This is a genomic window from Streptomyces sp. AP-93, from assembly GCF_022808175.1.
GTDB lineage: Bacteria > Actinomycetota > Actinomycetes > Streptomycetales > Streptomycetaceae > Streptomyces.
The window spans coordinates 314,564-336,851 of the sequence record NZ_JALGBX010000004.1; the positions used below are offsets into that span (position 1 = coordinate 314,564).

The window sequence follows — 22,288 nt, forward strand, 5'->3', positions numbered from 1 at the left end:
GCCTGCGGACCTGCGTCTGGTGTCGCGTACGAATGCGCGTCCCGCGACCTCTCCAGCCTTCATGGAATCAACCGAGATGTGCTTGACCGATCAATCTTCGGCACGTAACTTCGACCGCACCAACTCGAGAGCCACTGGAAGGAGGCGAAGCCGGATGTCGACCATCTCCGTATCGCTTCGCCTCGCACACCAGACCGCCTGGGCTCCGGGTCGGGTAGCACACGGCTGCTGAATAGCCCCTTTCCCGGCGTGCCCGATCGCGGCCCCGGAGATTTTCCAGCACTCTTTTCATCCCTCTGTCACCACTTGCGGCGCCTCCTTGCGTGCCGATCTGCCGCGCTCCGGGTTGTCGAGCCGCGGCCACTGAACGAGAAAGCTCCTGCCATGGCAACTACGACAGTCCGATCGACCTCGCTCCGAAACGAGGACGTGCCGTGGTAGCGGCGCGGATCACGGTCAACGGGAAAGAAGCACCGATCTCACCGGCCGCAGCCCACACCACGGTGCTGGACTTCCTGCGCGACCGCGGCCTCACCGGCACCAAGGAGGGCTGCGCCGAGGGCGAATGCGGCGCCTGTTCGGTGCTCGTGGCCCGGCCGGGGGTGAACAAGCCCACCGACTGGGTGGCGGTCAACGCCTGCCTGGTTCCGGCCCTGGCGCTCGATGGTCAGGAGGTCGTCACCTCCGAGGGCCTCGCCACCGTCGACGCAGCCGGCGTACCCACCGCACTGCACCCCGTACAGGAGGAGATGGCCGTCCGCGGCGGCTCCCAATGCGGTTACTGCACACCGGGGTTCATCTGCAGCATGGCCTCCGAGTACTACCGGCCCGACCGCTGCGCCCACGCGGACCCGACCGCGGACCCGGCCGGCCACACCGACTCCGAGCACGGCCCGAACGGTTTCGACCTGCACGCGCTGAGCGGAAACCTGTGCCGCTGCACCGGCTACCGCCCGATCCGCGATGCCGCCTTCGCCGTCGGTTCGCCCGCCGAGGACGACGTCCTGGCGCAGCGCCGCGAGCAGGCCCCGCCCGAGGCCGCGGCCACCGAATACACCCAGGACGACAGCGCGTTCCTGCGGCCGGCCACCCTCGCGGAGACGGTGCGGCTGCTGCGCGAGCGGCCCGAGGCGGTGGTGGTCGCCGGCAGCACCGACTGGGGCGTGGAGGTGAACATCCGTTCCCGCCGGGCCGCTTGTGTGGTCGCGGTCGACCGGCTGCCCGAACTGCGGGAGCTGCGCGTCGAATCCGGTCACATCGAGATCGGAGCGGCGCAGACGCTCACTGAGATCGAACGCCGGCTCGACGGCAGCGTCCCGCTCCTGGCGGAACTGTTCCCGCAGTTCGCGTCCCGGCTCATCCGCAACAGCGCGACCCTCGGCGGCAACCTGGGTACCGGCTCCCCCATCGGTGACAGCCCGCCGGTGCTGCTCGCGCTGGAGGCCTCGCTGCTGCTGGCCGGCGCCGACGGCGAGCGCGAAGTCCCCCTGGCCGAGTACTTCACCGGGTACCGGCAGAGCGTGCGCCGTCCCGGCGAGCTCATCCGCGCGGTGCGCATCCCGCTGCCGCTGTCGCCCGTCACGGCATTCCACAAGATCGCCAAGCGGCGCTTCGACGACATCTCCAGCGTCGCGGTCGCCTTCGCCCTCGACATCGAGGACGGGATCGTCCGCAAGGCGCGCATCGGCCTGGGCGGCGTGGCCGCCACCCCGATCCGCGCGCTCGCCACCGAGGCCGCCCTGGAGGGCAACGCCTGGACGGCGCGGACCGTCGAGGCCGCGGCCCGGATCCTGCGGGCCGAGGGCACCCCGATGGACGATCACCGCGCCAGCGCCCTCTACCGCTCCGCGATGCTCGGCCAGAGCCTGAACAAGCTGTACGCGCAAACCACCGAGGCGGTGTCGTCATGAGCCAGTTGTCCCAGCGTCCCGAAAAGCCCGTCGTCGGGGTTTCGATGCCGCACGAGAGCGCGAACCTGCACGTCACCGGTGCCGCGCTCTACACCGACGACCTGGTCCACCGCACCAAGGACGTCCTGCACGCCTACCCGGTCCAGGTCATGAAGGCCCACGGCAGGATCACGGCGCTGCGCACCGAACCGGCGCTCGCCGTGCCCGGTGTGGTCCGCGTACTGACCGGCGCCGACGTGCCCGGCGTCAACGACGCCGGAATGAAGCACGACGAACCGCTGTTCCCGGACTCCGTCATGTTCCACGGCCACGCGGTCGCCTGGGTGCTGGCCGAGACCGTGGAGGCGGCCCGGCTCGGTGCGGCGGCCGTCGAGGTGGAACTCGACGAGGAACCCTCCGTGATCACCCTGCGGGAAGCGATCGAGACCGGAAGCTTCCACGGCGCCCGGCCCCTGATGCGAGCCGGTGACGTGGACGCCGGCTTCGAGGACTCCGCGCACGTGTTCACCGGGGAGTTCCAGTTCTCCGACCAGGAGCACTTCTATCTGGAAACGCACGCGGCGCTCGCTCTCCTCGACGAGAACGGGCAGATGTTCATCCAGAGCAGCACCCAGCACCCCTCGGAGACCCAGGAGATCGTCGCCCACGTACTCGGCCTGCACAGCCACGAGGTGACCGTGCAGTGCCTGCGGATGGGTGGCGGCTTCGGCGGCAAGGAGATGCAGCCGCACGGGTTCGCGGCCATCGCCGCGCTCGGCGCCAAGCTCACCGGCCGGCCGGTCCGGGTACGGCTCAACCGGACGCAGGACCTGACCATGTCGGGCAAGCGCCACGGGTTCCACGCCGCGTGGAAGATCGGCTTCGACGCCGAGGGCCGCATCCAGGCCCTGGACGCCACCTTGACCGCCGACGGCGGCTGGAGCCTGGACCTGTCCGAGCCCGTGGTCGCCCGCGCGCTGTGCCACATCGACAACACCTACTGGATTCCCAACGCGCGCATCGCCGGCCGCATCGCCAAGACCAACAAGGTCTCCAACACGGCCTTCCGCGGTTTCGGCGGACCCCAGGGCATGCTGGTGATCGAGGACATCATGGGCCGGTGCGCGCCGCTGCTCGGCCTGGATCCGATGGAGCTGCGCGAGCGCAACTTCTACCGGCAGGGACAGTCGACGCCTTACGGGCAGCCCGTCCCCCACCCCGAGCGGATCTCCGTCATCTGGCAGCAGGTCCGGGACGACGCGTCCCTGGCGGAGCGCAAGCGCGAGATCGCGGCCTTCAACGCCGCGCACCCGAACACCAAGCGGGCGCTCGCGATGACCGGGATCAAGTTCGGCATCTCCTTCAACCTCACCGCCTTCAACCAGGCCGGCGCCCTGGTGCTGGTCTACAAGGACGGCTCCGTCCTGATCAACCACGGCGGCACGGAGATGGGCCAGGGCCTGCACACCAAGATGCTGCAGGTGGCCGCGACCACGCTGGGCATCCCGCTGCACAAGGTCCGGCTGGCCCCGACGCGCACCGACAAGGTGCCCAACACCTCGGCGACCGCCGCCAGTGCGGGAGCGGACCTCAACGGCGCGGCGGTCAAGAACGCCTGCGAGCAGATCCGCGAGCGGCTGCTCCAGGTGGCCGGCACGCAGCTGGGTACGAACGCCTCGGACGTGCGCATCGTCGAAGGCGTCGCGCGCGCCCTCGGCAACGACCGGGAACTGGCCTGGGACGACCTGGTGCGCACCGCGTACTTCCAGCGGGTCCAGCTCTCCGCGGCCGGTTTCTACCGGACCGAGGGCCTGCACTGGGACGCGAAGGCGTTCCACGGCTCGCCGTTCAAGTACTTCTCCTACGGGGCGGCCGCGACCGAGGTGGAAGTGGACGGCTTCACCGGCGCGTACCGGATCCGGCGGGTGGACATCGTCCACGATGTCGGCGACAGCCTCTCCCCGATGATCGACATCGGTCAGGTCGAGGGCGGTTTCGTCCAGGGCGCGGGCTGGCTGACGCTGGAGGACATGCGCTGGGACTCCGGCGACGGTCCGAACCGCGGCCGCCTGCTGACCCAGGCCGCGAGCACCTACAAGCTGCCGAGCTTCTCGGAGATGCCCGAGGAGTTCAACGTCAGGCTGATGGAGAACGCCACCGAGGAGGGCGCGGTCTACGGATCCAAGGCGGTCGGTGAGCCCCCGCTGATGCTGGCCTTCTCGGTCCGCGAGGCCCTGCGGCAGGCGGCCGCGGAGTTCGGGCCCGCCGGGATCAGCGTGGAGCTGGCCTCGCCGGCCACGCCCGAGGCGGTGTACTGGGCGATCGAAGGAGCCCGCCAGGGCGGTGCGCTCCGCGACGGGCAGGCGGCCGACGGCGGCCGGGTCCTCGCCGATGCAAGCGCTTCGAGCAATGTCTGACATGAGCTGGGTCGCCGCGGTCGCGCGGTTGCGGGCACGCCGGGAAGCCGGTGTGCTCGTGACCGTCGCGGCCGTGCGCGGCCACGCGCCCCGGCGGGCCGGTGCCAAGCTCGTGGTGGGGCGGACCGGGACCTGGGGTTCGATCGGCGGCGGCAACATCGAGGCCGTTGCCATCGACCGGGCGCGCGAGCTGACCGGCGCGGCCGATCCGGAGCCGGAGCTGATGGAGTTCGCCCTGAACGACAAGGTCACCAGCCGGCACGGCGTGCAGTGCTGCGGCGGAGCCGTCACCGTGCTGCTCGAACCGCTGCCGGTGGTCCAGGCGGTGGCCGTCTTCGGCGTCGGGCACGTCGGGCTGGAACTGGCGCGCATCCTGGCCCGCCAGGACCTCGACCTGCACCTCGTCGACAGCCGTCCCGACATGCTCACCGATGAACGGCTGGGTGTGCTTGGCGACGCGGTGGCGCAGGTCCACGTGCACCACACCCCGCTGCTTCCGGAGACGGTGCTCGGGGAGCTGCCGCCCGGCACCCACGTCCTGATCATGACGCACGATCACGCCGAGGACGCCGCGCTGTGCGACGCCGCCCTGCGCACCCCCGGTCTCGGCTCGATCGGTCTGATCGGCTCGTCCGCGAAGTGGGCGCGGTTCCGGCAGCGCCTGGCCACCGAGGGCGGTCACGACGCCGGCACCATCGACCGGATCACGACCCCGATCGGGCTGACCGAGATCACGGGCAAGGAACCCGCCACGATCGCGGTGAGCGTCGCGGCGGACCTGCTCCGCGCGTTCGAGCGGGACCGCCATTGGGCGGTCCCGGTCCCCGCCCCCGTCCCCGTCCCCGTCCCGGACCCCGTCCCCGTCCCGGACACGATTGCCGAGGTGGCGTACCCCACGGCCGCCGGCGGCGCCTGAGGCCCTCGCGGGACCACGCGCCGGCGGCGGCCGGGGCCCGGCCGCGCCGGGCCGGGCGGTCGCGCGCTCAGTTCGCGGCGGCCCGCGCCGGGCGCCTGAGCAGGTAGCCGAGCGCGGTCAGGACCAGCACCCCCATGCAGCCGATGAACACCAGTCCCGCACCCTCCAGCCCGAGGGGGCCTTCGAGTACGCCCACACCGATCACGGGCAGCGAGATGCCCGTGTAGGCCACCAGGAACAGGGTGGAGATCACGGCTGCCCGCTGGTCCGCGGGCGAGGCCCCGGCCACGGCGGACAGTGCCCCGCGGAAGGCCAGCCCCTGCCCGAGTCCGCCGACGAGGGCGCTCAGCACCACCAGCGCCAGCAGGTCCCACCACAGCGCGCCCGCGAGCAGCGCCAGTCCGGCGAGGAGCGCGGCGCACCCGAGCGGCAGCGAGCGCTCCACGCCGACGCGGCCGACCGCCAGCTGCCCGGCGGTCGAGGCGAAGAAGGCCAGCGCCACCACGAGCCCGCTCAAGGCCTTGTTGTGCACGTCCAGGGACTGCGCGAGGAACGCCGGGCTGACGGACGTGAACACCCCGAACAGGGCGAACCCGACGAACGCGGCGATCGCGGCCGGCCCGAACACCGCCCGCACCTGCGGGGGCAGAGCGGGCCGCTGCGGCCGTACGGTGCTCAGCGGCCGCCGCTCACGGACCGTCTCCGGAAGCCGCAGCAAGGCCACGGCCGCGCCCGCCACGAGTGCGAGGTGCACCACGAACGGCAGGTACAGCGGCCAGGAGGCATACTGCGCGAGGACTCCGGCGAGCAGCGGACCGCAGCCCAGTCCGCCCATGTTGGCGGCCGTCGCGACGAACGTGGCCCGCGAGGCGCCGCCGGGCGGTGCCAGCTCCATCACGTACGCCGTGGCGGCCCCGGTGAACAGTCCGGCGGACAGGCCCGACAGCAGCCGTCCCGCGTACAGCCAGGGCATCGAGTCCGCGCACAGGAAGCAGACGGCGCTCGCCGCGGCGAACGCCAGCCCCGCCAGCAGGACCGGCCGCCGGCCCACGGCGTCCGAGGCATTGCCCGCCAGTAGCAGTACGCCGATGACCCCGAAGGCGTACACGGCGTACACCACGGTCACCATCAGCGCCGAGAAGCCGAACTTCTCCTGGTAGAGCCCGTAGAGGGGGGTCGGCAGGGTGGTGCCGGCCATGCACACGGCGAACACCGCCCCGCTCAGCAGACACCGGCGCCACCCCTGTCGATCAAGGTCCATGCCGCCGACCGTAACCCGTGAGCCCGGAATGCGCGTCAGTACACCAACTTGTAGGTCACGTCCTTGGGAACCGGGTCCGGTGCGGTGTCGGTGTAGAGGAGCCGGATCGTGGTGAACCGCCGGAGATCGGGGTGCTCGGGCCAGGCCTGCGGATCGCTCAGGATCACCGTGACCGGGTAGGCGTGGAAGCGGCCGGCCGCGCAGTACGGGCGGCAGTCGTTCACCATGTCGATGCCGGTGGCCGTGGCGCTGGCCGGTCCCCAGGTGTCCCACTGGAGCCCGACGAGCCGGTTGTTCCCGTCGCCGCAGGCCAGGAGGTACTCCTTGGGGCGCATCTGGGCCTGCGCGAAGCAGTCGACGACCACGACCGGATCCTGTGAGACCAGGGTCCGGGCCGAGGAGGCTGCGCCGGTGTGGGCGGAAGCCGGGAGCACGGCGGCCGGGAGCAGGGCGGCCGTCATCGCCGCCACCGCGCACAGCAGGGTGGCGGTCCGCGCCTTGCGCCGGGATGCGGGTGCGGGGCGGCCAGGTGCGGGGCGGCCGGCTGCGGATACGTTCACGGGAGACCTTCCTCGCCACTCTGCGCGCCACCGGCACCACCGGGCACCGGATATTCCCAGCTTCCCCCATGGGGGTGCAGCTCGCACCCGCGGGAACCGTGCGGGTGCGAGCGCCGGATCACTTGCGCAGCAGGGCGCAGACGAAGTCCTCCTGGACCTCCCGGACCTGTTCGAGCAGGTCGGGGTTGATGCTCAGGGACGTCTGCGTGGTGATCGAGAAGGTCAGCGAGCGCCGGCCGTCCGCCGTGGCCGCCACGAGCTGCGTGTAGCCGGCCGTGTTCCCGGTGTGGCCGTACACCGTTCCGCAGCGCGTGGTGTAGCGGAAGATCGCCAGACCCGCCGCGGTGCGGCCGGGGCCGGGAGGCTGGGACAGGGCGCCGGGGATGAACGTGAACTGCTGGCGCCGGGTGCGCTCCGAGACGAGGGCGCCGCCCGCGTAGCCCCGGATGAAGGCGGTCAGGTCCTTCGGCGTCGAGACGATGCCTCCGGCCGCCCAGGCCCCCGAGGCGCCCACGGCTTCGCTGACGTCGACGGGCCCCTCCTGCGGATCGATCTGGTAGCCGTGGAGGTAGGGCTCGGGCAGCCGGTATCCCTGGGGCAGGCTCGTGGACCGCAAGCCCAGCGGCTCGTAGACGAGCTCGCGCAGCAGCGTCTCGTACCGGCGTCCGGTGGCGGCCTCGGCCATGAGGGCGACGGCGATGTTGTCGGAGTTGGAGTACTCGTAGCGGCTGCCCGGCCGGAAGGCGAGGTCCTGGTCCGCGACGAAATCCAGCAGGCGGCGGGAGTCGAAGCGGTGACGGGGGTCCTGGGAGATGATGTCGATGAACCCCTGCGAGTTCGAGTAGTCCGGCAACCCACTGGTGTGGTTCAACAGTTGACGGAGCGTCACCTCATGCCACGCCGCGGGCTGTGCGGGCAGCACCTTTCCGATCGTGTCGTCGAGGTGCAGCCGGCCGCGGTCGACGAGCCCGAGGGCCACCGCTCCGGTGAACGCCTTGGCGACGCTGGCGATCCTCATGTGGTCCGTCGCCCGCGGCGGCCGTCCGCTTTCCACGTCGGCCACGCCGGCCCGGTAGACCTCCGTACGGTCGCCGTCGCGCAGGACGGCGATGACCCCGGGGGGCCCGTCGGGCCGCTCGACCAGCTCGCGCAGCTCCTGGTGGAGGGCGCCTGCGGGGGGCGGATTGCGGTCCGCTCCGGCCTGGGCGGGCTGCACGGAGACGGCGAGCAGGGCGCCGCACGCGGCGGTGGCGGCGGCCAGGCGCAGCGACGGACGGAGCCGGCCGGAGTGGCCGTGCGGGCGTCGGGACACGGAGGTACCTCCCGGGGAAGACGGACGCGGTCACCCACGATGGCAGGGGCCTCCCCGGCCCTGGCGCCGACGCGGCCGCCGGCCGGCGGGCCGTGGCCCGTCCGGCCCTGGCGGGCGGCACCGGCATCGACCCCGTCGCCTGCCTCCGCGGCACGGCGCCGGGCGGTGACCGCGCCGGGCCGTAAACGCTGGGGGCCGAGAGGGTGACGGCTCGTTCGGCACCGGGGGACGCGGCCTACCAGACGGGAATGGGCGCGGGCGCCTCCGTGCCGAGGTCCGGGGTGTCGCGGAGTTCGACGGTGGTCCCGGGCCGGTGGAGTTCGAGGATCACCAGGACGTTCTCGCCCGCGCGCCACAGGGGGCCCGGCGCGTACAGCGTCTTCTGCGGGCCGCGCTCCCAGAACCTGCCCAGGGCGAAGCCGTTCAGCCAGACCATGCCCTTGGTCCACCCCGGGAGGGCGATGAACGCGTCGGCCGCGGAGTCCAGTTCGACGGTGGCCCGGTGGAAGGACGGGCCGTCCGGGAGCGTGCCGTGGCCGAACTCGAGTCCGGACAGGTCGTCGAGGGGCAGCGGCCTGGTCTCCCAGCCGAACTGGTACTGGTTGTCCAGCCTGACTCCGTCGCGGATGCCCTTGCGATCGGCCAGCAGGGGCCCGTAGTTGATCCGTCCCTGGTTCTCCACCAGGATGTCCAGCTCCGCTCCCCCGTCGGGCACCGCGACGGTCAGGGCCGCGAGCGGCTCGTCCCGCTCCAGCAGTCCGATCTCCCGTCCGTCCAGGAAGACTTGGGCCCGGTCGGCCAGCCCGTCGATGCGCAGCGCCGCCTCGGGCAGGGGTCCCCGTAGGCGGGTCCGGTAGTGGATCAGGCCCAGGGACTGGCCGGCTTCCTCCATGGTCAGCGGCTCGACGTGGTGCACGGGCTTGGAGAGCGCGTCCAGGGAGTCGGCCAGCGAGACGCGTGCGTCCACGGAGAGCACCCGGGGAACCACGCGTGGGGGCAGAGCGGGGGGTTCGTGGGTGACGGGGCCGGTGTGGCGGCCGATGACCTCGCGGAAGAGGTGGAACTTCCGGGTGAGTTCGCCGGCCTCGCCGACGGGGGCGTCGTAGTCGTAGCTGGTCACGTCGGGCTGGTAGGAGGAGCCGTCGTGGTTGGCGCCGTTCCACCAGCCGAAGTTGGTGCCGCCGTGCCCCATGTAGATGTTCACCGAGGCGCCCGCGGCGAGCAGGCTGTCCAGGGTGGCGGCGGCGTCCTCGGCGTCGCGCGTGTGGTGCGGCTCGCCCCAGTGGTCGAACCAGCCGTGCCAGTACTCCACGCAGACCAGCGGCCCTTCCGGCTGGTACGTGCGCAGGGTCGCGAGCGAGCTCTCGGGGCGCGAGCCGAAGGTCCCGGTGGTCAGGACGCCGGGGATGCGCCCGCCGAGCTGGAAGCCGTGGTCGGCGCCGTCGGTGGTGAACAGCAGGCAGTCGATGCCCCGTCGGACCAGGCCGTCGCGGAGGTGTTCCAGATAGCCGGTGTCGTTGCCGAAGCTGCCGTACTCGTTCTCGACGCCCACCGCCACCACGGGCCCGCCCCGGCTGCCGAGCAGGGGGACCAGTACGGGGGCCAGGGTGTCGAACCACGCGTCGACCGCGGCCAGGTACGCGGGGTCGCGGCGGCGGATCCGGATGGTGCGGTCGGCCAGCAGCCAGCCGGGCAGTCCTCCGAAGTCCCATTCGGCGCAGATGTAGGGGCCCGGCCGGACGATGACGTCGAGGCCCAGATCGCCGGCGGTCCGGATGAAGGCCGCCACGTCGTTCGGCCCGTCGAAGGCGAACGAGCCGGGGCTGGGCTCGTGGACGTTCCAGGCCACATAGGTCTCGATGGTGTTCACGCCCATCGCGCGCAGGCGCAGCAGGCGGTCGGCCCAGAGGTCCGGGTGCACCCGGAAGTAGTGGATGGCCGCGGAGACGATCCGGTGCGGGCGGCCGTTCCGCAGGAAGCCGGTCTCGTCCGTGGCCAGCGTCGTGATCGGCGTCGCAGTCGGCGTCGCGATCGGTGTCGCGACCGGCGGGTGGGGTGGCTTCACGTGGGCGCTCTCTTTCGGTGACTTCCGGTGACTTCCGGTGGTGCTCGACTCGTCGGCCGACAGGGCTCCGGCAGAAGGAAAGCCCTGCACCCTGCATAGAAAGCGCTTTCTACGGGCCACGGATCACGCTAGGCCGAAGCAGCCCGGGGGGTCAAGGGAGATCGCATGCGGGAGACGGTCGACGAGCGGCAGCCGCCCACTACCGCTTGGCCCGCCGCGCCTGCCGGGCCCGCCGCGCCCGCCGCGATCCTCACCCGTCGAGGAAGAAGCCGGTCTTGCGCACCGCGAGGGACCGGGCCATCGCCCGCAGGTCACCGTCGGAAACGGTGGGTCCGCCTCCGGTGAGGACCACGATGGCGCCCTGTCGTCGCGCGATGTACCGGACGGAGTCGTACGTCTCCGAGCGCCAGGTGTCGGGGGCCACTTGTTCGCAGCGGCCCGTGCCGCTCTGCGTGCTGCCGGCCTTGACCTCACACGCGTCCGGAGGCGCGAAACCCGGCAGTTGCGGTCCGACGGTCACCCGGATGCCACGCCGCTCCCGGTCGTCGGCGCTGGGTGGGACCGACGACGGGAGGATCAGGTAGCCGAAGGTGCCGCTGAAATCGTCCACCTCCGCGAAGTACAGCCGGTGGCCGTCCAGCTCGGGGGCGATCAACGGGGCCTGGGAGGCTGCGAGTTGCCGCTCCCTGTACTCGGCCACCTGCTGATCGCCGAGCACACCCGTCACCGGCCACAGCAGTACGAGGACTCCGGCGAGCGCCCCCCAGCGCCACAGCGAGCCGACTCCGGGAAGCACGACGGCGGGAAGCACCACGGCGGCCGCGGCCGCGTACACCGCGGCCAGCAGGAGCGGAGCGGCGAGCGAACCCCACAGGCCCGAACCCCCCGCCCGGCAGGACAGGACCTCGGCCGGCACCGCGAGCAGCGCGCCCACTCCGGCCACCCCCCAGGCAGGACGGACCCCGGCCACCCGCAGCCCCACCCACCCGAGCAGGGCCGCGACGACGTGTACGGCCACCATCAGCACGAGGCCGAACCCCAGACACCCCCAGCCCTCGCTCCGGCAGAAGTCCCCCTCGATGGAGATCCATCCGGATGCCCCATCGTGGTACCGCCGCCGTGCTCACGCCATGAGTACGGGTACTCATTCGCCGAACGTCAGAGGAAGTGGCCGCTGGCCAGATACGGAGCCGGTTCGGCCATGCCCCGGAGCGCGAGGTATCCCTCCTGGCCGATGTCGAGCCGCGCGGCCAGACCGACGTCGACCGCCCAGTGGTTGGCGGTGGTGATGCAGTTGACGAGCGTGTCGCCCCGGGAGGCGGCCAGGGCTTCCCACAGTAGGTTCTGCGCGGTCCGCGGCTCGGCGGCGGCGAGGAGCACGGCCCGGTTCTCCTCGTCGTCGACGTACGCGTAGCCCGGCCGGAGCAGGTCCTCGGACACGACGAGCCTGAGGCGGTCGAGCATGTAGGCGTGGTCGGGGCCGTGGCCGGCCCCGCGGATCTCCTCGTCCAGCCGGTCCATCCATTCGAGGTCCTCCGGCCGGCCCTCCCGGAGCCCGCTGATCGCGGGAAGCGCGGACCGGTCGACGGTGCCGACCATGCGCATCTGCGGGTAGAGCAGGAAGCCCGCCTTCCGGTAGCGCCGGGTCGCCCCGGGGTGCACCGAGGAAGAGAACAGCCCGGGGCGGCCGTCGGCGTGCGCCAGCGCGGCATCCATCAGCCGCCGGCCGATGCCCTGGCCCTGACACCGGGTCAGTACGCCGTAGGTGGCGAGGTACCAGACCCGGCCGCGGTTCTGCGACATGGCGAACCCGACGACGCCGCCCCCGTCGACGCCGTCCCCGTCGATGCCGCCCGCACCGACGCCGCCCGCATCGACCGCGACCCAGCAGCCCGCGGGATCGGCCTCCAGGTAGAACCGCATCCGTTCGATCCACTGCTTCGACGCGGTTTCCGAACGGGGACGGATCTCCGGTTCGCCGACCCTTCTGCTGCTCTGGTCCGCCTCGAAGAACAGCACCGCCGAGGCTCGCTCCGCCGACGGGAGGTCTTCCTCTCGCGCCGGTCTCACCTGCACCGATTCCATTCCTGGCTCCTGTCCGGGAAAAGCCGTGCACGGATGGCGGGTTGTGTTCCCCGCGATTGCCCCATGCTGCGGCAATGGACCCGCCGCTGCGTCGGCAGGCTGTGGGTCCACCGATCGGTGGACAAGAAGTTCAGTCGGCCAGACGTCATGCCCGCCACGCCCCGCCGCGCATGATCCAAGCATGAACCGACTACCTGTCAGAATCGCCCGGTGGAGCGCCCGGCACGCAGGGCGAGCGATCGCCTGCTGGTTCGCCTTCGTCGTCCTGTGCCTGGGCACCGGCATCGCCGTCGGCACCCATCGGGCCACCTCCGCGGACTTCCGTGTCGGCGAGGCCGGCCGCGCCGAAACGATCGCCGCCGAAGGAGGGCTGGAGCGCAGGCCCACCGAACAGATACTCATCCGGTCCCGGTCCGGTCCGCTCGACGCGGCGGCGGCCGACGTGGCCGCTCGGGACGTCACCGAGCGAATGGGCCGACTGCCCGGGGTCGACAGTGTCGCCGCCCCCCTCCGCTCCCGAGACGGCGCGGCCCTGATGGTGGCGGTGGTCATGAAGGGCCCCGAGCTGGACGGGAAGAAGAATGTCGTTCCGCTCCTGGAGCAGACCGCTCAGGTGGCAGCCGCCCATCCCGGCCTGATCGTGGAGGAGACGGGCTCCCCGGCCATCAGCAAGGGGGTCAACGATCAGCGGGGCAAGGACCTGGCCCTGTCGGAGCGGCTCACGCTGCCCATCACCCTTGTCACCCTGCTGCTCGTGTTCGGCTCCGTCGTGATGGCGGGCGTCCCGTTGCTGCTCGCGCTCTCCTCGATCGCGGCCGCCCTCGGACTGTCCATGGTCGCCTCCCACGTCCTGCCCGACCCCGGCGTCGGCACCAACATGATTCTGCTCATCGGCCTCGCCGTCGGTGTGGACTACACCCTCTTCTACCTGGAGCGGGAGCGCGAGGAGCGGGCCCGCGCCCAGGGGCGGCTGAGCTCCGAAGCCCTGGTCGAGCTGGCGGCCGCGACCGCGGGACGGGCCATCGTGGTCTCCGGGCTCGCCGTGATCGTGTCCACCGCTTGCCTCTACCTCGCCACCGACGTCATCTTCTCCTCCCTCGCAACCGGAACCATCCTCGTCGTCGCGGTGGCCGTCGCGAGCTCGCTGACCGTACTGCCCGCCCTGCTGGTGAAGATCGGGCACCGCACCGAGCGCCGGGCGGCCCGTACCGCGGAACGCCGCGCCCGGCGCGGCGGCCAGGCCCCTGTCCGGCTGCCCTGGCCGCGCCGCCGTGGCGGCCTTACGGCCCACGCGAGGACCGGACGGCTGTCCGGGGCCCTGCTGAGGCCCGCCCACAAGCGTCCCGTGCTCACCCTGTGCGTGTCCGTGCTCGTCATGCTCGGCCTGGCCGTACCCGCGTTCGGCCTGAAGCTCGTCGATCCGGGCCGGGACACCTTCTCCCGGGACATCCCCGCCATGCAGGTCTACGACCGGCTCAACGCGGCCTTCCCCGAACTGACCACCCAGCACCGCGTCAGCGCCCGATCCACCCCTGAACGCGCCGGTGAGGTCCGCGAGGCCTTGACGGAGCTCGCCCGGCGTACCCGGAACGATCCGCTCTTCCACCAGACCGCAACCGCCGAGCCGAAGATCCTGACCTCGGCCGACGGGCGGATCAGCGTGCTGGAGCTGGCCGTTCCCTTCGCCGCCACCTCGGAAGAGGGTGTCGCGTCACTGACCAGGCTCCGCCAGGAACACCTGCCCGCGACGGCCGGCGCGCTGGCGGGAGTCGAGACGTCCGTCTCGGGAGACGTGGCCCGCGGCCGTGACTATGTGGATCACGAGAACGGCAAACTTCCCCTGGTCCTCGGGTTCCTGCTGCTGGTGACCTTCCTGATGACCCTCTGGGCCTTCCGGTCGGTGGTCATCGCCCTGATCGGGGTGCTTCTCAACCTGCTGTCGGCGGGGGCCGCCCTCGGCGCTCTCGTCGCCACCTTCCAGGGGACGTGGGCGGAAGGCCTGCTGGGCTTCGACTCCCTCGGTGCGATCGCTTCCAGGGTCCCGTTGTTCCTCTTCGTCATCCTCTTCGGACTCTCCATGGACTACCAGGTGTTCGTCGTCAGCCGGATCAAGGAAGCGATGGACAACGGGATGACCGCCCGCGAGGCGGTGCTCGACGGGATCAGCCGATCCGCCAAGGTGGTGACCAGCGCGGCCATCGTGATGGTGACGGTGTTCGGGGCCTTCGTGGCCCTGCACCTCACCGAGATGAAGCAGATGGGCTTCTGCCTGGCCCTCGCGGTTCTGCTGGACGCCGTGGTGGTCCGGCTCATGGTCCTTCCCGCGCTGCTCCTTCTCCTCGGTGACCGGGCTTGGCGGCCGCTGCGCCGCACGCGTCGCACGCCGGCTGCGAGCGACGGGAAAACCCACCTGCCCGACACCCGCCCGCGGCAGAACGTAGGCTGACGATCATGCTGCAACGGCCCCGGCAAGGCGACCCGTTCTGGGTGTGGATGCTCCACTGGTGGGACGTCCTGTCCTGGGCGGTCATCGGACTCCTGTTCCTCCTCACCGCACTCGCCGATCTCCCTGGTGCGGTGAAGTACGGGTCGCTCGCGCTGCTGGCCCTGCTCGCCTTCAGCTACGCCTTCGTCAGGCGGCTGCCCGGGAATCCCGTCCGCGGCGGCTACGCCCACCTGATCGTGCTGCTCGTCACCCTGGCGGCTCTCTCGTACCTGCGCGACGGATACGGAGTGCTCTACACCCTGGCCCTGCCGCAGTTCGTCATCTTCGTCGAGAACCTCCGGGCGGCGATCGTCCTCAGCGGCCTGGGTGCCGCGGCGATCACCCTCGGTGGCACCCTGCGGCAAGGCTGGGGCGCCGAGAACCTCACCACGAACACCATCTCCTCCCTCTCCGTCTACGCGGTGAGCGTCCTGATCGCGCTGCTCACCCCGAGGGCCCTCGCGGCCCGCGACGAACGGGCCCAACTGCGAGCGGAGTTGGACAGCGCCCAGCTCGACCTGGCCGCGGCCCACCGGGTCCAGGGCGCGGCGCAGGAACGCGAACGCCTCGCCCGGGAGATTCACGACACCCTGGCCCAGGGGTTCGCCTCCATCATCGTGCTGGCGGAGGCGGCCCGCTCCGGCCTGGAGAGCGATCCGGCCCGCAGCGCACAGCAGTTGCTCTCCATCGAGCAGACCGCGCGGGAGAACTTCGCCGAGGCCCGGGTCCTGGTCGGGGCCGCCCCGCAGAGCGGCCTCACACCGGGATCCGTCGCGGTGACCCTGCGCCGCACCCTGGACCGCTTCTCGCAGGACACCGGGCTCCACGTCATCTCCGACCTGGCGGAGGTCGAATGCGACCAGCCGACCCGGATCGCGCTGCTGCGCTGCACCCAGGAGTCCCTGGCCAATGTCCGCAAGCACGCGGCCGCTTCCACGGTGGACGTCGTCCTCGCGCAACGCCCGTACGGGGTGGAGCTGGAGATAACCGACGACGGCCAGGGCTTCGCCGTCGAGGACGCCCGCGGGTTCGGCCTCGGCGGCATGAGGAAGCGCCTCGCCGAACTCGGCGGGGACCTCACCGTCACCAGCTCTGTCGGCGACGGCACCCGCATCCTGGCCCTGATCCCCACGAATGATGAGGCATGACATGACGACCCCAGAACCGTCCTTGCGCGTCGTGGTGGTGGACGACCACACGGTCATGCGCGCCGGAGTCGTTGCCCTGCTGGCCTCGGAACCGACCGTCGACATCGTCGGCGAAGCCGGGGACGGCCGTGCCGCCGTGGAACTGGTCGAGCGCCTGCGGCCGGACGTCGCACTGATCGACCTGCGGATGCCCGTGCTGGACGGGGCGAGCGCCACGGCCGAGATCGTCGCCGGCCCGGCCGCTACCCGGGTACTGATCCTGACGACGTACGACACCGACGAGGAGATCGAGCGCGCGGTCGAGGCCGGGGCGATCGGTTACCTGCTCAAGGACACCACCCGCGAGCAGCTCGTCGAGGCCATCCACTCCGCGTCCCGGGGCGAGACCGTCCTGGCCCCCCGGGTCGCGGAGCGGCTGGTGGCCCGGATGCGCCGGCCCGCCGTCGTGCCGTTGACCGCCCGCGAGGTGGACGTGCTCAACGCGGTGGCGGACGGGCTGTCCAATGTGGAGATCGGCCGGCGGCTGGTCATCGCCGAGGCCACGGTCAAAACCCACCTGCTACGGGTCTTCGCCAAGCTGGACGTCAGCGACCGGACCCACGCGGTGGTCGTGGCCATGGAGCGAGGACTACTGGTCCGCCGCTGACGTCCCTCAACGAGAACGCGGTGGAACTGCGCCTTGACCTGCTTGCCCTCGGCCTCGGCGGGGCGGACCCAGTGAAACGGCCTTGCCCTTACGGTCGGCCGGGATGAGCGAGGTGGTCCGGGTGGTGAGCAGCCAGCTTCCGTCCACCTTGCGGAACGCGTCTTCGTAGTGACCCACTTGAGTCGGTGGCCGGGGTGGCACCAGCCCCCGGAGTAGCCGTCGACTCGGTAAGCCTGCCCGAGCGTCCGCAGAGCCACGGCCGGGGTAGTTCCGGATGGCGTAACGTCTCTGGCCCTCGTTCCGCGCATCGACCAGCATGGGGTCAGCGGGACCGGCGGACGAGATGGGCACGCATGCGCGCCACTGAGGGCAACCAGGATTATCCGTTCGCTGTCACGAACACGGCCGCGGCGCTGCTGGACGCTGCCGGGACGGTCGTCGCCTGGACGCCGGCGGCCGAGGCCCTCCTGGAGCTCCGGTCCGCAGACGTGTGCGGCCGGCCGGCACGGGAACTGCTGGCGGACGCGAGCGGCTGGGAAGCGGTTCTGGCTCAGGGGAGAGAGGGAGGGCAGGCGGGGTGGGAGGGCCGGGCCACGCTGCGGCACGGCTCAGGAGGCGAGCTGGAGATCGGCTTCCGTGTCGTTCCGCTGAACGACGGCGCGCGGGGGAACCCGGCCCGCTGTCTCGTACTCGGCGCACCCCTGGAGCTCGTCGCCCGATGGCGGCAGGACCACGCCTTCACGCACGAACTGTTCCTCCAGGGCCGAGTGGGGCTGGCCGTCTTCGATACGGACCTGCGCCTGCTTCGGACGAACACGCACCTGTTGCCGTACACAGGGGTGCCCCCCGAATTGAACGGCCTGCGCCTCGCCGACTTCCTGCGGGGCGAGGACGCGCGGATCATCGACGACCGGCTGCGGGAGGTGCTGCACGGCGGGAGCCCCCTGATCGGTTTCAACGCGACCGCGCGCACCTTGGAGGACGCGAGGGGCGGCCGGGTCGTGACCATCCAGGCGTTCCGGCTGCAGGAACCCGACGGACGTCCGATGGGAGTGGCGGCGGTGTTCACCGACGTCACCGACCACGAGCGGTCGCGCGGGCGCCTGGACCTGCTGTACCGCGCGACGGGAGCGCTGGGCGGTTCGCTGTCCGTCCTGCGCACCGTCGAGGACCTGGTCAAGATCCTGGCGCCCGCGTTCGGCGATTGTGCCGCGGTGGATCTCGCGGAGACCGTTCTGACCGGCGGTGAGCCGGCCACCGACGGGCTGCATCCCGCGCTGCCCCTGATCCGGATGGCCGTCGCCGGAGCGGAAGCGGACGTGCTGCGCACGGGTACGGCCCGCTTCGGCGCTCCTCTCGCGGCGAGCGGCCCCGGCCCGGCCCCGCCCGCGGCGCGTGAATGCCGGGGAGAGCTGGTCACCGGCCTCGGGACCCGGTCACCGGGGCCCGGAAGCGACGCTGCCCCGGAGTGGGCGACCGCCGTCCCGGGTGCGCATTCGGCGATGACGGCGCCGCTGTGCGCACGGGGCGTCGGGTTCGGGAGGCTCACGCTCTGGCGCACGGGGGACGCTCCCCCGCTGGACGAGGACGACCTGGCACTGCTGGAGGAGATCGCCGCGCGCGCGGCCGTCGCCGTGGACAACGCGCGGCGGTACACCAAGGAGCGCCGCACCGCCGTGGGCCTGCAGCGCAGCCTTCTGCCGCCGGAAACCTCGGAAACGCCCGCACTGGAAGCCGCCGGCCTCTACCTGCCGGCCGACGCGGACAGCGGAGTGGGCGGCGACTGGTTCGACGTCATCCCCCTGTCGTCGGCCCGTGTCGCCCTGGTGGTCGGGGACGTCGCCGGTCACGGGCTGCACGCCACGGCCATGATGGGGCGTCTGCGCAGCGCCGTACGCGCGATGGCGGACCTGGAGCTGGAACCCGAGGAACTGCTGGCGCACGTCGATGACATGGTCCTGCAGGTCGTCGCCGAGGCGGAGAGCGGCGATGCGCAAGACGGCGACGCGGGCGCGCTGCTGCCCAGCGGGCCGGCCGGTGCCACCTGCCTGTACGCCGTATACGACCCGGTCACCCGAAGGTGCGTCATGGCCAGCGCCGGACATCCGCCTCCGGCCGTGGTCAGCCCGGACGGAACCGTGGAGTACGTCGATCTGAGCCCCGGCCCGCCCCTGGGGGTCGGTGGCTGGCCCTTCGAGCCGGTCGAACGCGATCTGCCTCCCGGGAGCGTCCTCGCCCTGTACTCCGACGGCCTGATCGAACGCGGAGAGGGGGACATCGACCAGGGAATGAGCGACCTGGCGGACCGCCTGCTGCACGCGGACGTGCTCGGCCGGCCGCTGCGTCAGGCCCGGCACGACATCGTGGAAGGGCTGCCGGCGGGACGGCTGAGGGACGACGTCACCCTCCTGCTGGCCCGTACCCGGGTGGTGGACGACGGCTCCGTCGCCACCTGGCTGCTCGACGCCGACCCGGCGATCGTCGGCGGCGCGCGCCATCTCGTCCTGGACCAGCTGACCGCCTGGGACCTCGACGAGCTCGCCTTCAGCACAGAGCTGATCGTCAGCGAGCTGGTCACCAACTCCATCCGCCACGCCGGCGGCCCGGTCCGGCTCCGGCTGATCCGGGCGGACACCCTGACGTGCGAGGTCTCGGACTCCAGCAACACGCAGCCGAGGATGCGGCGTGCGAGGAGCCACGAGGAAGGCGGCCGCGGCCTGTACATCGTCGCCCAGCTCTCGCACCGCTGGGGCAGCCGCTACACGGCGGGAGGCAAGACCGTCTGGTCCGAACAGGCCCTGCCCCCCGCCTGACGGGCCGGTCGGCACCGCCCTGGTGTACACGTATCCGACCGCACCGAGGGGCTGTTGGCCCTCGCACCCCGGGTCGGCGGTCAGCAGCGAGTGGTTGGCCACCTTGCACTGAGCGGTGGTGATCGCGGCAGCGAGAGCGGCACGCTCCCCGAGCGGGGGGCGCTGGAGCGTGCCGCTCTCGGTGCCCGAAGGCCGACCTTAGGAGCAGCCCCCGGCGCCGTCATTCACTTCGGCGGCCAACCCGTTGACCCTCCGGACCGGCCCCCGGCGTCGTCCCGCGGACGGTTCCCGCGGGGGCGGTGCTGACGCGGACCGTTCCCACGGGGGCGGTGTTGACGCGGGCGGTGCGCCCGCATTGACTGACCGATGTGTCAGCCATCGTGCCGCCCTCCGTCACCGCGTGCTACGCCCTCGCCGTCCTGAGCGCCACGGCGGAGGGCACCGGCGGGTCGGCCTCATGGGCCGCCTTGCCCACGGACCGGCTGGAGTTCGGCGAGATGCGTGCCCTGTGGGACGAAGTGCTCGGCGCCGTGGGCGCCGGGCCGCACACCGGGCTCCTCGTGGGCGACCGCATCAGGCCCGAGGGGCTGCACATCCTGGGCCACCTCGTCCTCACCTGCGCCAGCCTCGCGGACGCCGCGCAGGCGGCCGAGCGCTACCACCCCTGGTGAGCCAGGCGGGCACGGTGACCCTGCACCGCCGCGACGGCGTCGGGCGGCCGTACGCCGAGGTCCTCGGCTGTCCCGTCGCCTTCGACGCCCCGGAGACGGCGATCACGGTCGCCGACGAGGACCTCGACCGGCGCCGCCCCCTCTACGACCCGGCGCTCAACGCCCTGCACCGGTCCTACGCCGACCGGCTCCTGCACCAGCTGTCCGCGGCCGTGACCGTCGCCGGGCGCGTACGGCAGTGGCTGGAGCACGCCGCGCTCGAGGACGCGGGCCCCGAGGGCCCCGCCAAGGAGCTCAGCCTCAGCGTCCGGACCCTGCGCAGGGCCCTGCACGCGGAGGGCACGTCGTGGCGGGCGCTCCTCGACACCGCCCGCCACGGCCGGGCCGGGCGGCTGCTGGAGACCACGGACCTGCCGCTGGACCGGATCGCGCCGCTCGTCGGCCTGAGCGGTGCGACGGCCCTGGTCCGTGCCTTCACCCGGTGGAAGGGCATGCCTCCGGGGGCGTACCGCAGCCGGCACCGGCCCGCGTCCGCGGATCGCGACGCGGCCGGCCGCGGGTGAGGAGGGTCACCGCCCCCCGGTGAACCGGCGCCCTCGCTCACAGCATGACGTGCTTGGCCTGCGTGTAGTCCAGGAGGCCGGCTAGGGAGAGGTCGCTGCCGTAGCCCGAGTGTTTGACTCCGCCGTGCGGCATCTCGGAGACGGTGGTGCCTTGGGTGTTCACCCAGACGATGCCGGTGTGCAGGGCGCGGGTGGCACGCATCGCGCGGTCGTGGTCGGTGGTCCACACGCTCGCGGCCAGGCCGAAGCGCACTCCGTTGGCGAGGTGCAGGGCCTCGGCCTCGTCCGCGAAGGACTGGACGGTCACGACGGGTCCGAAGATCTCCTCCTGCACGATCTCGTCGTCCTGGCGGACGCCGGCGACCAGGGTGGGCTCGTGGAAGAAGCCGGGGCGCGGGAGCCGACTGCCTCCGGTGACGATCCGCGCGTGGGGTGGCAGACGGTCCAGCAGTCCCTGTACGGAGGCGAGTTGGGCGGTGTTGTTGAGGGGGCGAAGTCGGCGCCGGCGCGGAGCCCGGCGGCCTCGGCGGCGAAGGCCGCGAGGAACGCGTCGTGGATCCGGCGGTGGACCAGGAGCCGGGTGGGCGCGGTGCAGTCCTGGCCGGCGTTGTAGTAGGCGACCGCGGCGAGGGCGGCGGCGGTGGCCTTCACGTCCGCGTCCTCGTGGACGATGACGGGTGCGTTGCCGCCGAGTTCCAGATGGACCCGCTTGAGGCCGGCTGCGGCGGCCGCCGCGATCTCCCGTCCGGCCCGGACGCTGCCGGTGACGGCGATCAGGGCGACCGCCGGATGGGCGGTGAGGGCGCGGCCGGTGTCGCGGTCTCCGCAGACGACGTTGAGCCCGCCCGGCGGCAGGTGTTCCGCGGCGATCCGGGCCAGGAGCACGGACGAGGACGGGGTGGTGTCGGCGGGCTTGAGCACGGTGGTGTTTCCGGCGGCGATGGCCGGAGCGATCTTCCATGCGGCCATCATCAGCGGGTAGTTCCAGGGGGTGATCTGGGCGCAGACGCCGACCGGTTCGCGGCGCAGCAGGGAGGTGCGGCCCTCGGTGTACTCGGCCGCGGCGGCGCCCGGGAGGTTCCGCGCGGCTCCGGCGAAGTAGCGGACGGCGTCGGCGATCGCGGGCAGCTCGTCGTTCCTGAACTGCTCGGCGGGCTTGCCGGTGTCCCCGGTCTCGGCGGCCGTGAAGGCCTCCGCATGTGCCTCGATGGCGTCGGCGACGGCGAGGAGGGCGCGCTGGCGGACTGCCGGCGTGGTGAGGGACCACTGTCCGTACGCGGCCGCCGCCGCGAGGCAGGCCGCGTCCGTGTCGGCGGGGCCCGAGCGCGGGGCGTGGCGGTGCACGCGGCCGGTGGCGGGGTCGGTGAGGGCCATGGTCTCGCCCGAGGCGGCGGGCCGGTCCACTCCCCCGATGTGGTTGTGCAGGAGCCCGATATCGGGGTCCACGGGCCCGATGT

At 72.2% G+C, this 22,288-nt stretch carries 15 protein-coding genes and 1 pseudogene; 9 read left to right on the forward strand and 7 right to left on the reverse strand.

Annotation, left to right across the window (positions count from 1 at the left end; translation table 11 throughout):
* The first annotated feature begins 434 nt into the window (after positions 1-434).
* Genes MTF69_RS09235 through xdhC form a run of 3 tightly spaced genes read left to right on the forward strand, consistent with a single transcriptional unit; the run spans position 435 to position 5,222 of the window.
* On the forward strand, positions 435-1,910 hold the full coding sequence (locus MTF69_RS09235) for a xanthine dehydrogenase small subunit (RefSeq protein ID WP_243332420.1): 1,476 nt from the start codon (positions 435-437) through the stop codon (positions 1,908-1,910).
* Positions 1,907-4,306 (forward strand): xanthine dehydrogenase molybdopterin binding subunit, encoded by a 2,400-nt coding sequence (gene xdhB, locus MTF69_RS09240; RefSeq protein WP_243332424.1) that lies wholly within the window; start codon positions 1,907-1,909, stop codon positions 4,304-4,306. Before MTF69_RS09235 ends, xdhB begins: the two co-directional genes overlap by 4 nt.
* A 1-nt stretch (position 4,307) precedes the next feature.
* Positions 4,308-5,222, forward strand: a complete 915-nt coding sequence (xdhC, locus tag MTF69_RS09245; RefSeq protein ID WP_243332658.1) for a xanthine dehydrogenase accessory protein XdhC — start codon at positions 4,308-4,310, stop codon at positions 5,220-5,222.
* A gap of 67 nt (positions 5,223-5,289) precedes the next feature.
* Here xdhC and MTF69_RS09250 read toward each other — a convergent pair whose 3' ends face one another.
* The 6 genes from MTF69_RS09250 to MTF69_RS09275 form a co-directional block, all read right to left on the reverse strand.
* Complete coding sequence (locus tag MTF69_RS09250) at positions 5,290-6,483, reverse strand: MFS transporter (protein ID WP_243332426.1); 1,194 nt, start codon at positions 6,481-6,483, stop codon at positions 5,290-5,292.
* A gap of 35 nt (positions 6,484-6,518) precedes the next feature.
* Positions 6,519-7,043, reverse strand: a complete 525-nt coding sequence (locus MTF69_RS09255; protein WP_243332428.1) for a hypothetical protein — start codon at positions 7,041-7,043, stop codon at positions 6,519-6,521.
* Positions 7,044-7,161: 118 nt separating this feature from the next.
* On the reverse strand, positions 7,162-8,355 hold the full coding sequence (locus MTF69_RS09260; RefSeq protein ID WP_243332430.1) for a serine hydrolase: 1,194 nt from the start codon (positions 8,353-8,355) through the stop codon (positions 7,162-7,164).
* A gap of 235 nt (positions 8,356-8,590) precedes the next feature.
* The gene (locus tag MTF69_RS09265; protein ID WP_308401381.1) at positions 8,591-10,420 is read right to left on the reverse strand and encodes a beta-galactosidase; all 1,830 of its coding nucleotides are present in this window, start codon (positions 10,418-10,420) and stop codon (positions 8,591-8,593) included.
* Between the two features lie 250 nt (positions 10,421-10,670).
* Positions 10,671-11,441, reverse strand: a complete 771-nt coding sequence (locus MTF69_RS09270) for a hypothetical protein (protein WP_243332432.1) — start codon at positions 11,439-11,441, stop codon at positions 10,671-10,673.
* 137 nt (positions 11,442-11,578) lie between these two features.
* Entirely contained in the window at positions 11,579-12,490 is a 912-nt protein-coding gene (locus tag MTF69_RS09275; RefSeq protein ID WP_243332434.1) for a GNAT family N-acetyltransferase, read from the reverse strand.
* Between the two features lie 196 nt (positions 12,491-12,686).
* Between MTF69_RS09275 and MTF69_RS09280 the strand changes: the two genes are divergently transcribed.
* From MTF69_RS09280 to MTF69_RS09310, 6 genes are all read left to right on the forward strand, one after another.
* Positions 12,687-14,951 carry an MMPL family transporter gene (locus MTF69_RS09280; protein WP_243332437.1) on the forward strand — a complete coding sequence of 755 codons (2,265 nt, stop codon included), beginning with the start codon at positions 12,687-12,689 and terminating at the stop codon, positions 14,949-14,951.
* A gap of 5 nt (positions 14,952-14,956) precedes the next feature.
* Complete coding sequence (locus MTF69_RS09285; protein WP_243332439.1) at positions 14,957-16,138, forward strand: sensor histidine kinase; 1,182 nt, start codon at positions 14,957-14,959, stop codon at positions 16,136-16,138.
* Position 16,139: 1 nt separating this feature from the next.
* On the forward strand, positions 16,140-16,784 hold the full coding sequence (locus MTF69_RS09290; RefSeq protein ID WP_243332441.1) for a response regulator transcription factor: 645 nt from the start codon (positions 16,140-16,142) through the stop codon (positions 16,782-16,784).
* Between the two features lie 353 nt (positions 16,785-17,137).
* Entirely contained in the window at positions 17,138-19,597 is a 2,460-nt protein-coding gene (locus tag MTF69_RS09300; RefSeq protein WP_243332443.1) for a SpoIIE family protein phosphatase, read from the forward strand.
* A gap of 368 nt (positions 19,598-19,965) precedes the next feature.
* The gene (locus MTF69_RS09305; RefSeq protein ID WP_243332444.1) at positions 19,966-20,268 is read left to right on the forward strand and encodes an AraC family transcriptional regulator ligand-binding domain-containing protein; all 303 of its coding nucleotides are present in this window, start codon (positions 19,966-19,968) and stop codon (positions 20,266-20,268) included.
* Positions 20,269-20,282: 14 nt separating this feature from the next.
* Positions 20,283-20,831, forward strand: a complete 549-nt coding sequence (locus MTF69_RS09310; RefSeq protein WP_243332446.1) for a helix-turn-helix domain-containing protein — start codon at positions 20,283-20,285, stop codon at positions 20,829-20,831.
* 37 nt (positions 20,832-20,868) lie between these two features.
* Here the strand turns inward: MTF69_RS09310 and MTF69_RS09315 are convergent.
* Positions 20,869-22,277: pseudogene (locus MTF69_RS09315) on the reverse strand (aldehyde dehydrogenase family protein).
* Between the last annotated feature and the right edge of the window lie 11 nt (positions 22,278-22,288).